Below are 13,344 nucleotides of genomic sequence, written 5' to 3' on the forward strand. Positions count from 1 at the left end.
TCTTTGTGATGAATAGCATTAATCCACCACTTTAAAATCTAATTGTTTAGCTACCAAATTTGCTTTTACAACTTTAATTTTTATGGTGTCTCCCAATTGATAGGTTTTACCTGTTCTCATTCCTACGATAGAATGTGTTTTAGCTTCATGGAAATAAGAATCATCCATCAAATCACGCAATTTAATTAAACCTTCTGCTCCGTTTTCTGGAATTTCTACCCAGAATCCAAAGTCTGCTGTTCCAGAAATCACCCCTTCGAAAACTTCTCCTACATGTTTTTCCATAAATTTTACTTGCATAAATTTAATAGAATCTCTTTCTGCATCTGATGCGAGACGTTCCATATCACTGCAATGTTTGCAATATTCTTCGTATTCTGCAGCAAAAGGAGATTTTCCTCCATCTAAATAATGCTGTAACAAACGATGAGCAATTAAATCTGGATATCTACGAATAGGAGAGGTAAAGTGCGAGTAATATTCGAATCCTAAACCGTAATGTCCAATAGGATTGGTAGAATAAACTGCTTTACTCATGCTTCGCATGGCAAGAGTTTCAATCATGTTTTCTTCACCTTTTCCTTTTACATCTCGCAATAAATTATTGAGTGATTCTGCTACTTTTTTAGAATTGGCAAGGTTCATTTTGTACCCAAAAGTTCCTACGAATTCTCTCAAAGCTTCTAATTTTGTAGGATTAGGATCATCGTGAACTCTATACACAAAAGTATTTCCAGTAGTTTCTCCTTTTCTGTTTAATGAAACAAATTCAGATACTTTTCTATTGGCTAAAAGCATGAATTCTTCAATCAAATGATTAGAATCTTTGCTAATTTTAAAATAAACACCAATAGGTTCATTATTTTCGTCTAAATTGAATCTTACTTCACTTCTATCAAAAGTAATTGCACCATTTTTAATTCTATTTTTTCTTAGAATTTTAGCGAGTTTATCTAATACCAGTATTTCTTCTGCCAATTCGCCTGTTTTCGTTTCAATTCGTTCTTGCGCTTCTTCATAGGTAAATCTTCTGTCTGAATGAATAACCGTTCTTCCAAACCATTGATTTTGAACTTCAGCTTTATCATTTAATTCAAAAACTGCAGAAAACGTGAATTTATCTTCATTGGGACGAAGTGAACAAACATCATTACTCAAAACTTCAGGAAGCATAGGAACCACTCTGTCTACTAAATACACAGAAGTTGCTCTATTATATGCTTCATCATCTAAAATAGTTCCCGGTCTTACATAATGCGAAACGTCTGCAATGTGAACACCAATTTCCCAGTTTCCATTTTCTAATTTCTGTAAAGAAAGGGCATCATCAAAATCTTTTGCATCTTTTGGGTCAATGGTAAATGTGAGAATTTTACGCATATCTCTGCGTTTTTTCACTTCTGCAGCGGTAATTTTTCTATCAATTTTATCTGCTTCAGCTTCTACTTCTGGTGGAAATTCATAAGGTAAACCATATTCTGCTAAAATAGAGTGGATTTCAGTTTCATGTTCTCCAGGAAGCCCCAAAACTTGAATAATTTCGCCTTCTGGATTTTTAGAATTAGCATCCCAATTCAGCATTTTCACCACTACTTTTTCGCCATCTTTAGCGCTATTTATTTTATTTTTTGGGATAAAGAAGTCGTTGTTGATTTGTTTTTTATCAATGACTACAAATCCAAAATCTTTATGCGGAACGAACTGAAAAGTCCCAACAAAAGTATCATTTGCACGTTCTAGAACTTCTAAAACAGAACCTTCTAATTTCTTACCTTTAAAATGATAGGTGACGATAAGAACGGTGTCACCTTGCAACGCATCTTTTACATTTTTTTGATGAATGAAAATGTCATCTTCTACTCCTTCTACTTTTACATAAGCATTTCCATTGGCTGCAAAATCGATAACTCCGGTTAACGTATCGGTAATTTGAAGGTTTACAATATATTTATTCTTCTCTGTTTCTTTAATTTTATCTTCGGCTTTCAATTTATGAAGTGCCTGAATAACAAGTTCTCTTTGTCTAGGATTTTTATATTCTATTCCGTCTGCAATCTGTTTGTAATTGTAGATTTTAGACGCTTTTTTATTCATAAAACGCAGAATGAGCTTCCCAATATCGCGAAGTTTCTGGTCTTGTTTTTGTGATTTATGTTGTTGTTTCATATATGTTTTAGTGTTTTTTTAATTTTTATAAATTTAAATAAAAATCTCCAACTTTCGTTGGAGATGGTTTTATTTACAAGTGATTTTATCAACTCTGTTCTGATGTCTTCCTCCTTCGAAATCGGTGGTGAGAAATTTCTCTATGATTTCTAGCGCCAATTCTTTGGCAATAAATCTGGCTGGCATTGCAACCATATTACAATTATTATGTTGTCGAGATAAAGCAGCAATTTCTGGCATCCAAGCTAGAGCACATCTTATTCCTTGGTGTTTATTAGCACTTAATTGTACACCTTGTCCACTTCCACAAAATAAAATTCCAAATTCACAATCTCCGTTTTCTACAGCACTTGCAGCAGGATGTACAAAATCTGGATAATCTACAGAATCTAAACCATGGGTTCCAAAATCTATCAATTCATATTTTCCTTCTAATTGCTTCTTTGCAAATTCCTTGTATTCATAGCCTGCGTGATCTGCGGCGATTGCTATTTTTTTCATTTTATTCTTATTATTTCTACAAAATTAACACTTTAAATGTGAATTGTGGATTAAATTTTAAAATCGATTTTTTAAATGAGCTTTAAAATCAAATGTTTAAGAAAATCTCAGCAAATTACTTTCAATTGTATTATCCTAATTTACAGTATTTTAAGATAATGTTACACAATTATTAACAGAATGTTAATTACTATGTTTAAAACTTCTGCTAAATAAAATAAAAAGTTAAAGAATTTTTGTGTAATAGAAAAAATCTTGCAAGATTATAGATTTTGTTTATCTATTTTTTTGAGGTCAAATTCTTTAGTTTTTCCATAACATGTTTTTCAATATATGCATGAAATAAGAGATATTCACATTTGTTAGTAAACTTATTATTTATTTGATTATTAATATTTTATAATATGGAAAACTTATGAATTGTACTACAACTCTTTCCGTAAAAAAATTAGAAAATAGTTTTCCCCATTATTCACAACTACAACAATAGTATTCATTTCTTTTTTTCTTAAAAAGAAGAAAATATGTTAGAAAATGTTTTTCGTCAGTTTGTGGAAATTTTTCTCAGGATTTTTCTTTTTGCCATTTTAGAAATCTTAAATTTGTAAAGCTTTAAAAAAAGCAGTATAATCTAAAAACTTTAAAAAGAAAAAAATTTATGAAAACCATTAATGATATCAGTTTCGCTGGAAAAAAAGCATTAATTAGAGTAGATTTCAATGTACCTCAAGATGAAAATAAAAAAGTAACGGATAATACCAGAATAGTTGCTGCTAAACCTACGATTGATAAAATCTTAAATGATGGAGGTTCTGTAATTATCATGACGCATCTTGGTAGACCAAAAGGTAAAGTAAATCCAGAGTTTTCTCTTTCTCAAATAGTAGATGAAGTTTCTAAAGTTCTAGGAAAAGAAGTGAAATTTGCTTCTGATTGTATAGGTGAAGTTGCAGAAAAAGCAGCTGCTGAACTTCAACCAGGAGAAATTTTATTGTTAGAAAACCTTAGATTTTATAATGAAGAAGAAGCAGGAGATGAGGAATTTGCAGGAAAATTGGCAAAATTAGGAGATGTTTATGTAAATGATGCTTTTGGTACTGCTCACAGAGCGCATGCTTCTACTGCTGTAATTGCTAAATTTTTCCCTTCAACTAAATTTTTCGGTTTATTAATGGCTAAAGAATTAGAAGCGATTGATAAAGTATTAGGAAGTGGTGAAAAACCAGTAACTGCAATATTGGGTGGTTCTAAAGTTTCTACTAAAATTACCATTATCGAAAATATTTTACCAGCAGTTGATAATTTAATTATCGGAGGAGGAATGTCTTTTACTTTTATTAAAGCTTTAGGCGGAAATATAGGAACTTCTTTATTAGAGGCTGATAAAATGGATTTGGCTTTAGAAATTTTAGAAAAAGCTAAATTAAATAATGTAAAAGTTTTCTTACCTGTAGACGTAATTGCTGCAGATGAATTTAATAATGATGCACACAGAGAAGAGGTAGATATTTATCACATTCCAGAAAATATGATGGGAATGGATGCAGGATCTAAAACTAGAGAAATCTTCCATGATGTGATTATGAATTCTAGAACTATCCTTTGGAACGGACCGATTGGAGTTTTTGAAATGGAAAATTTCTCAGCAGGAACTAAAGCTTTAGGAGACAGTATAGACGAAGCTACACAATTAGGAGCTTTCTCTTTAGTTGGAGGTGGAGATTCTGTGGCTTTTGTAAAACAAAATGGTTATGCAGACAAAGTTTCTTATGTTTCAACAGGAGGAGGTGCTATGTTAGAATCTTTAGAAGGTTTAGAACTTCCAGGAGTTGCTGCAATAAATAATTAAAAAATTTTGATTTAAACTTTATTTAAGTTTAAAGGTTATAAAAAAATCTTCAGAAATTTTTCTGAAGATTTTTTTGTTTTATTAAAAGGGAAGTTTTTTTAAAGTATAAAATTTCTAAAAAGTTGAAATTTTAAACAAAATAGCTGAAAAATGACTTTCATAAATAGCTTAAAAATCGATTTTCTAATTTTTTTTGATAATATATACCAAACTTGAAAATTCGCCGTTTTTTGATGCTTTTATGTTCGAAATTGCTCCTAGAATTCCTCCAAAAATCCAAAAAAGTGGATTTTTCTTATATTTTTCACTCAAAATAGAAATGTAATAAGAATCGAGTAGGAGAGGTTTTATTTTTTGTAATTTCCAATTTTCGGTGTTGAAAAATTTTTCCATTCCTTTTTTTGAGAAATGAAAAATATGACGAGGTACATCATAAGCTGCCCAAAAATCTTTATAATATTTTGCATCATAAGAAGTACAGTTGGGAACAGCAATTATTAAATGACCGTTTGATTTTAATTTGTCATAAAATAATGAGAGTATCTCAGTCTGATTTTCGATATGTTCAAAAACATGCCAAAGTGTTATTACATCTAAACTAGCGTTTTCTATTTCATTTAAGTTTTCTATAAACTTTGTTTTGGTAGTTTTTTGTTTGGCAAAATTTTTGGCATCGTCACTTGGTTCATATCCGAAAGTTTGGACATCATTTTCTATATGTTTTAAAAATTCACCAGCACCGCAACCATAATCTAGAACTTTAGCATTTTCAAAACTTACAGAAGAAAGAATATTTCTTTTATAATTTAAATTAAAAGATTGAGCAAATTTGTAAATTTTTTCTTTTAAAGAATTAGAATCTTGGTGATGAGAAATGTAATCTTTACTCTCATAATACTTACCTAAATTTTCTGGAATAGGGTAAGTTTTAAAAATTCCTTCTATTTCGGTTTCTTTAATTTCAAAAATTTCTTTGCTTAAAAAATGATCTTTTATTTTCATGTTTAATTTGCTAAGTCCAATCTAAATTTATTACAAATTTCAAAAATGTTTCACGTGAAACATTTTACTTTATCTTCCTAAATAAATAAGTAGTACATTAATATCTGCTGGAGAAACTCCAGAAATTCTTCCGGCTTGTGCTATGGTTTTAGGTTGAATTTTATTGAGCTTTTGTTTTGCTTCAGCGGAAAGAGATGAAATTTTAGAATAATCAAAATCTTCTGGAATTCTGATGGTTTCTAATCTTTGTAATTTAGCTACATTATCTCTTTCTTTTTCTATATAACCTTTATACTTGATATTAATTTCTGCCTGTTCTTTTTGCTCTTCATTATACTGTTCTACTTTTTCTTTGATGAAATCAATAGCAGTTAATTTTTCTAAGGAAAGATTAGGTCTGGTAAGAATTTGTGCAGCTCTGTACGCTTGGTCTACCGGTGAACTTTCATTAGCTTCTAGAATAGGATTGATAATACCAGGTTTTAAAGAAGTTTCTCTCAGAAATTCTTCTAATTCCGAAGATTTAGCCACTTTTTCTTCCATATTTTTGAGTCTTTCTTCTTTAGCTAGACCAAGATTGAAAGCTTTTTCTGTAAGTCTAATATCAGCATTATCTTGTCTTAGAAGCAGTCTGTATTCTGCTCTAGAAGTAAACATTCTGTATGGTTCTTCGGTTCCTTTGGTAATTAAATCATCTATTAAAACTCCGATATATGCTTCATCTCTGCTAAGTATGAATTCATCTTTTTCGTGGACTTTATTATGAGCGTTAATTCCTGCCATTAAACCTTGTCCTGCAGCTTCTTCGTAACCAGTAGTTCCATTAATTTGACCAGCAAAATAAAGATTTTCTATCAATTTGGTTTCCAAAGTATGCTTTAATTGAGTAGGAGGGAAGTAATCATATTCTATAGCATAACCAGGTCTGAAAATTTTAGCTTTTTCAAAGCCAGGAACATTATGTAATGCTTTCAATTGAACATCTTCAGGAAGGGAAGAACTAAAGCCATTTACATAAACTTCTACCGTATTCCAACCTTCAGGTTCAGCAAATAATTGATGACGATTTCTTTCTGCAAAACGATTGATTTTATCTTCAATACTTGGACAATATCTTGGTCCAATACTTTGGATAGTACCATTAAACATTGGAGATTTATCAAATCCAGTTCTTAGAATTTCGTGAACGGTATCATTGGTATAAGTAATGAAACAACTGCGTTGTTTCGTTAATTTAGGAGTATCTAAATAGCTGAATTTTTGAGGATTTTTATCTCCTGCTTGTTCTTCCATCTTAGAATAATCAAGGCTTCTTCCGTCTACACGAACTGGAGTTCCTGTCTTCATTCTACCAGCTTCAAAGCCTAAATCTACCAATTGTTCGGTAATTCCATAAGCTTTTGGTTCTCCCATTCTTCCTCCTCCTAACTGTTTATCACCAACGTGAATGAGTCCATTTAGGAAAGTTCCATTGGTTAAAACCACAGATTTTCCTTTAATTACTATACCTAAAGAAGTTATTACGCCTTCTACTTTGCCATTATTTATGATTAAAGATTTCACCATATCCTGAAAAAAGTCAAGATTTGGTGTATTTTCTAGAACATAACGCCATTCTTCTGCGAATTTCATTCTATCATTTTGTGTTCTAGGAGACCACATTGCAGGTCCTTTTGAAAGGTTAAGCATCTTAAATTGAATGGCAGATTTATCCGCTACAATTCCGCTAAAACCACCCATTGCATCTATTTCTCTTACAATTTGTCCTTTTGCAATACCACCCATTGCTGGATTACAAGACATCTGTCCGATGGTTTGCATATTCATCGTAATAAGCATGGTTTTAGAACCTAGATTAGCAGCAGCGGCAGCAGATTCGCAACCAGCGTGACCAGCTCCTACTACGATTACATCATATGTTTCGTTAAATAACATTTATATCTATTTATTTATAAATTTTCTATTTTATTTAAAATGTTTCACGTGAAACATTGTATAAATTTTCTACCAATTACGGAGTGTAACTAGCCCCGATTATAGCATTTGTTTGAGCTCTTTTTATATTTTCTATATGGGCAAAAAGCGTCTGGAAAATATAAAAAAGCGAGTGCGGAAAGCGGGAATAGCTTCTAAAAATCTTTAGTTTATTTTTAATGACAAATAAAAATCTTCTTTTGCACGCATTGTTTTTTGTTCTTCTTCGGTTTTATCTTTATAACCACAAAGGTGAAGAATGCCATGTGCAATTACTCTTTTCTTTTCTTCTTCGTAATTTTTTGAAATAAGACTAGCATTGTCCTTAATTCGCTGCAAAGATACAAAAATCTCTCCTGAAATGGTTTTTCCACGAACTTGGTCGAAAGTAATGATATCTGTATAATAATCATGGTCTAAAAAATCTTGATTGATTTTGAGCAAATATTCATCATCACAGAAAATATAATTGATTTCTCCGAGTTTTTTTCCCTCAGAAACAATGATATTTTCGATCCAATTTTTAAGATTTTCGTCTATATTTTCGTCTATATTTTCGTAAAAAAAATGTATCATGAATGTATTATTTTAGAACCAGTGACCAAGAACTACAGTGAAAATTCCAGGTTTAGATTTGAAGGCGTGACTGTAATTAAGTTTCACCTGACCAAAAGGTGAATCGTATCCTAGTGTAATTGCGGCTGAATTATATTTCAAATCAATGAATTTAGAATCATCAAAGTTTTCAAAAATATTGGCCGAATTAATTCCTGCAATCACATAAAAATTTCTGTAAAAATTAAACTGAAAGTTATTAGAAACAGTAAAAATATTATTTCCTTTTTCTTCGCCAAGATTATATCCATTAAATCTTACAAAATTAACGATTCTTTGGTCAAAAACTCCTCCTAAATGATATTGGTAAAAATCATTAACAGGATTGATAGAAATTCCATAAAAAGTAGACAAACGATAAGTTAACCATTTTGTGATTGGAAAATTTCCTCGTAAATCTGCTTTGATTTGGAAAGCTCTTTTATTCTGTTCGTCATCAAATATGTTATAAATTTTTGCTTCTATGTTAGTATAAAATCCTCTTTTTGGGAAAGACTTACTGTCTTGATTATCCGCTCTCATAAACATGAAAGGATTGAAATAATTCCCGAATTTTTCATTATTGGTGATAATTTCTTTAGTAGAAAAATTATCATGACTTAAACCTAGACCAAAAGCAAATTTATCTTTCCAAATGGATTGAATAAATGCTTCATTTCTGTACCAATTCCATTTATTCACAGCAGTTCCATCTGCATTTTCTAAGTCAAAACTCATTCCAGAAGCATAGAAGCCAAATCCTGGAATATAACCGTTATCAATGAAATAATTGATGTAATATCTAGGTTTATCCCCGAAAACACCATCTATAGAGATATTAGAGTTCTTAAAAATAAGTCTTTTTATGGTAATATTGGCCAATAAACCAGATTTGAAAATCTCATCATAATGTAAACCGAATTTTAAGAAAAACCTTGTGTCATCTTCGCTAACATTAAGTTTAAGAATGTTCTTATTCTCGCGTTGTATTATATCGTAATTAATGATTTTATAATTGTTAGTAGCGTAGAGCTTGTCTACCATTTTATTAATCTTTCCATAGGTTTGTACTGATGGAATCAGGAGATTCATCTTTCCTTGAACGTAATATTTGCTGTAAATTTTGTTGTTTTCTAACTCTAATCCATCAATTTTATAAATATTAGAATAAATAGGGTTAACAGGAATTCTAAGATATTCAAAGCCTTTTTTAGGAAGTTTGTCAAAAACTTCTACATATTTCATCGCTTCTGTGTAGCCAGATTTTAGAATTTTGGCTTTATCATCAAAACTGGTTACTCCTAAACCTTCAAGATTAGGTTTTATATTTACGTCCGTAAATTTTATTTGATTTTTGGTTTCTTCTACAATCCCAAAATCAATGATTTGATTCAAAATATCTACAATGCTATTGATTTTATCCCTTTTATTAAGTCCTTGATTTAAATCTACACCTATCACAATGTCTATTCCTTTTTTCTTGAGAAATTCTGATGGATAATTCACCGTCATTGCTCCGTCTACATAAATACTATCGCCTATTTTCACAGGATCCATTAATGAGGGAAACGCAGAACTTGCCAAAATAGATTCTGAGAGATCTCCGTTTTCAAAAATTTTGATTTTTCCAGTTTCTAAATTGGTCGCTACACACATGAAAGGTATTGGTAACTTACTGAAATCGTTTATATTAGATACATTTTTGAATAATTCTTTGAGCAAGTATAGATTTTTTTGACCAGAAGAAATAGAAGTGGGAAGTGTAGCTTTTCCATTTTTTATGGGAACTTTTAGTAGATATTTATCAACGGATTTATTGAAAAAAGAACTTTCGGCGCGGTTATTTTGATTAGAAATCAAATTATAAAAATCGGTGTCTAAAATAATTTTTTCAATATCTTTTCCGGTGTAACCAGAAGCGTATAAACCGCCTACAATCGCTCCCATACTAGTTCCAGAGATGTAATCTACTTTTACACCTAGAGAATCCAGCACTTTTAGAACGCCTACATGCGCAAATCCTTTTGCTCCGCCTCCAGAAAGTGACAATCCAATTTTAGGATTTTTGGGAATTTTTAGATTTTCTTTCACTTGAGCATTTGCATGTAAAGTGAAGAAAATCAATAATATATAAAATATTAATTTTTTCATTTGTGAGAAATATTTGGGTGTTTTGGTGTGGTGTTTTAATCTTTTATGTAGATTCTTTTGACTCTTCTAGAAATAGAAGTAAGAACTTCATAAGGAATGGTCTGGCAATATCCAGAAAATTCTTCCAAAGTAGGATTACCGTTAAAAATAATCACTTCATCTCCTTCTTTGGCTTTAATATTCTGTAAATCAACCATTAACATATCCATGCAAATATTTCCTACGATGGATACTTTTTGGTTTTGAATGCCTACAAATCCTTTTTTGTTGCCAATTAATCTTGGAATTCCGTCTGCATAACCTACAGGAATAGTAGCAATTCTGGTGTCTTTTTCTGCTTTGTATTTTCTGTTGTAACCTATTGATTCTCCTTGTTTTACCTCAGAAATTTGTGAAATTACGGTTTTAAAAGTTACAGCACTTTGTAATTGTTTTTTCACTTTTGGATTAGCAGAAATTCCTACCATTCCTATTCCAATTCTTACCATTTCAAACTGATAATCAGAATAATAGGTAATTCCAGCAGTATTTAAAATGTGTCTGATGGGTTGATAACCCAAAGCTTCAGAAATTTTAGAAGAAACTCTTTGGAACGTGTGAATTTGCTCCATCGTGTAATCATCTTCTTCAGGAACGTCTGCAGAAGAAAGATGACTGAAAATACTGGCAACTTTTACATTGTATTTTTTAAGATTTTCAACCAATTCATCTATTTCATGTTCCTTAAATCCAAGACGATGCATCCCCGTTTCTACTTTGATATGAATAGGATATTTCTGCTGAATTCCCTTTAATTGCAATTGATTGGTAAAAAGTTCTAATACTCTTAAACTGTAAATTTCTGGCTCGAGATTATAATCTATAATCACATCATAACTACCTTGTTCAGGATTCATGACCAAAATGGGTGTAGTGATTCCATTTTTTCTAAGGTCTACTCCTTCATCTGCGTATGCAACTCCCAGATAATCAATATGATGATGTTGTAAAAATTCTGCAATTTCATAACCACCAAGTCCATAAGAATAGGCTTTTACCATTGCACACATTTTGGTTTCTGGTTTTAGTAATGATTTATGAACGTTAATATTATGCAGAATGGCATTGAGATTTATTTCTAAAACAGTATCATGTTTTTGAAGTTCTAAATGCGATTTTATTTTCTCAAATTCAAAAATTCTTGCTCCTTTAAGTAGAATCAATTGATTTTCAAGAGAATTGAGCTGTTGGCTTTCTAATAATTCTTTTGTGGTAGAAAAAGTATAGGTTTTAGCATTAAATTTTTCTTGAAATCTAGAAATTTGATTGCCAACTAAAAATATCTGTTTGAAATTTTGCTGATTGGTAATTTCTGCGACTTTATGATAAAGTGAAATATCATCATTTTTTACATCAAAAATATCCGAAAGAACTAAGGTTTTTTCTTCTCTATTATACTGATTAATAAACTGATATGCAATAATGAGCGAGTCTAAATCTAAGTTAAAAGAGTCATTGATAATCAAATTATTACGAACTCCATTTACACTTTCTAAGCGCATTTCTACCGCTTTCAGGTTGTTGATTTTTTCAACTATTTTTTCGTTGGTAAAACCAAATTCTTTTAAAATACATATTACCGCCAAAGCATTGGTCAATGTAGCTTCGTCTCTTTGGTTCGCAGGAAAACTCAATTTTTCCGAGAAATACTGAACTAAAATTTCTTGATTTCTATCTTTATAATCACAGATAATTTTTACATCATTATGAGTTTTTAGACCAAAGCTAATCAGTTTTTTATCAGAATATTGTGTTTTTATTTCTTTACAAACTTGCTCATTATCACCATTATAGATAATAATTTCTGAATTTTTAAAAAGAATCAGTTTTTCTTTAATCAGCTGAAGTTCATTTTCGAAATTAGAGGAGTGCGCAGTTCCAATATGAGTCAAAATTCCAATTTTAGGAGAAAAAATCTCTTCTAAAGTCTTCATTTCTTGTGGTTTAGAAATTCCCACTTCGAAAATTCCTACTTGATGTTTTTCCGAAGTTTGCAATAGAGAAATCGGTAAACCAATCTGTGAATTAAAACTTTTTGGGGATTTCACGGTGGGGAATTCATTCCACAAACATTGGTATAACCATTCTTTTACAATGGTTTTTCCGTTACTTCCCGTAATTCCTATGGTTTTAATAGGATGATTTTCAATATGATAATGCGCTAAATCTTGTAGAAATTTTACAGAATTTTCTACAATAATCCATGTAATTCCGTCGTATTCTGAATAAAAATTTTCAGAAATAATGACTTTAATTCCTTTTTCTATCGCTTGCGAAATGTATTTCTCACCAGAATTTTTGTGAGTATTGATGGCGATAAAAGCAGTTTTGAGGGTAGAATAAATATTTCTGCTGTCAAAAGCAATATGATGAATTTGCAGATTTTTATCCCCAATAATTTGAGATTGAGTAATTTCTGCTATTTCTTTTGTGGTGTAATTCATTATTTTTTATTCAAAACTTCGTCTATAAAAATTCTTCTGCTTACGGCTTCGTAACTATCGGTTTCCCCAAGTTGTACCAAGTCTTTGCTGCTAGAAGTTCTCATAGAATAGTTGGCCAAGTTTCCTGTGGTTTTACAAATGGCGTGCACTTTTGTCACGTATTCTGCGGTTGCCATTAAAAAAGGCATCGGTCCGAAAGGTCTTCCTAAGAAATCCATATCTAGACCTGCAATTACTACTCGTATTCCGTTATTAGCCAATTGATTAGCTACTTCTACAATTCCATCATCGAAAAACTGTGCTTCATCTATTCCTACCACATCACAAGTAGAACCCAGTAGTAAAATTTCGTTTGAACTTTCTACAGGAGTACTTCTAATTTTGTTGTGATTATGAGAAACAACTTCTTCCTCATCATAGCGAGTATCTATCTTCGGTTTGAAAATTTCTACTTTTTGTCCAGCCATTTCAGCTCTGCGCAATCTGCGAATCAGTTCTTCGGTTTTCCCCGAAAACATTGAGCCACAAATTACTTCCATCCATCCACTTTGTTTTGCGTGGTTTATTGTATTTTCTAAAAACATTGTCTAAATTAGCAGATATAAATAAGTTTCAAATTTACGC

At 31.1% G+C, this 13,344-nt stretch carries 9 protein-coding genes; 1 reads left to right on the plus strand and 8 read right to left on the minus strand.

Translation table 11 applies throughout. From position 1 onward, the window contains the following. Nucleotides 1-18 precede the first annotated feature (18 nt). The gene (gene rnr, locus ACT53I_RS10990) at nucleotides 19-2,166 is read right to left on the minus strand and encodes a ribonuclease R (RefSeq protein WP_476079689.1); all 2,148 of its coding nucleotides are present in this window, start codon (nucleotides 2,164-2,166) and stop codon (nucleotides 19-21) included. 69 nt (nucleotides 2,167-2,235) lie between these two features. Further along, nucleotides 2,236-2,667, minus strand: coding sequence for an RpiB/LacA/LacB family sugar-phosphate isomerase (locus tag ACT53I_RS10995; RefSeq protein ID WP_476079690.1), 432 nt, complete (start codon nucleotides 2,665-2,667; stop codon nucleotides 2,236-2,238). 658 nt (nucleotides 2,668-3,325) lie between these two features. On the opposite strand from ACT53I_RS10995, the gene ACT53I_RS11000 reads away from it, so the two are divergent. After that, nucleotides 3,326-4,516: a phosphoglycerate kinase gene (locus tag ACT53I_RS11000; RefSeq protein WP_213190229.1), complete on the plus strand. Its 1,191-nt coding sequence runs from the start codon at nucleotides 3,326-3,328 to the stop codon at nucleotides 4,514-4,516. A gap of 183 nt (nucleotides 4,517-4,699) precedes the next feature. Here ACT53I_RS11000 and ACT53I_RS11005 read toward each other — a convergent pair whose 3' ends face one another. The 6 genes from ACT53I_RS11005 to ACT53I_RS11030 form a co-directional block, all read right to left on the minus strand. After that, the gene (locus ACT53I_RS11005) at nucleotides 4,700-5,518 is read right to left on the minus strand and encodes a class I SAM-dependent methyltransferase (protein ID WP_476079691.1); all 819 of its coding nucleotides are present in this window, start codon (nucleotides 5,516-5,518) and stop codon (nucleotides 4,700-4,702) included. A gap of 69 nt (nucleotides 5,519-5,587) precedes the next feature. Continuing rightward, entirely contained in the window at nucleotides 5,588-7,453 is a 1,866-nt protein-coding gene (gene mnmG / locus ACT53I_RS11010) for a tRNA uridine-5-carboxymethylaminomethyl(34) synthesis enzyme MnmG (RefSeq protein ID WP_476079692.1), read from the minus strand. A gap of 204 nt (nucleotides 7,454-7,657) precedes the next feature. Continuing rightward, nucleotides 7,658-8,068, minus strand: coding sequence for an rRNA maturation RNase YbeY (gene ybeY, locus ACT53I_RS11015; protein WP_476079693.1), 411 nt, complete (start codon nucleotides 8,066-8,068; stop codon nucleotides 7,658-7,660). A 12-nt stretch (nucleotides 8,069-8,080) separates the two neighbouring features. Further along, nucleotides 8,081-10,237 (minus strand): patatin-like phospholipase family protein, encoded by a 2,157-nt coding sequence (locus tag ACT53I_RS11020; RefSeq protein WP_476079695.1) that lies wholly within the window; start codon nucleotides 10,235-10,237, stop codon nucleotides 8,081-8,083. Nucleotides 10,238-10,272: 35 nt separating this feature from the next. Then, nucleotides 10,273-12,720: a bifunctional UDP-N-acetylmuramoyl-tripeptide:D-alanyl-D-alanine ligase/alanine racemase gene (locus ACT53I_RS11025; protein ID WP_476079696.1), complete on the minus strand. Its 2,448-nt coding sequence runs from the start codon at nucleotides 12,718-12,720 to the stop codon at nucleotides 10,273-10,275. Beyond that, nucleotides 12,720-13,304 carry a thymidine kinase gene (locus tag ACT53I_RS11030; protein ID WP_069799881.1) on the minus strand — a complete coding sequence of 195 codons (585 nt, stop codon included), beginning with the start codon at nucleotides 13,302-13,304 and terminating at the stop codon, nucleotides 12,720-12,722. The genes ACT53I_RS11025 and ACT53I_RS11030 overlap by 1 nt, the downstream gene beginning before the upstream one ends. Between the last annotated feature and the right edge of the window lie 40 nt (nucleotides 13,305-13,344).

The sequence above is a fragment of the Cloacibacterium sp. DMC96 genome, from assembly GCF_056313765.1.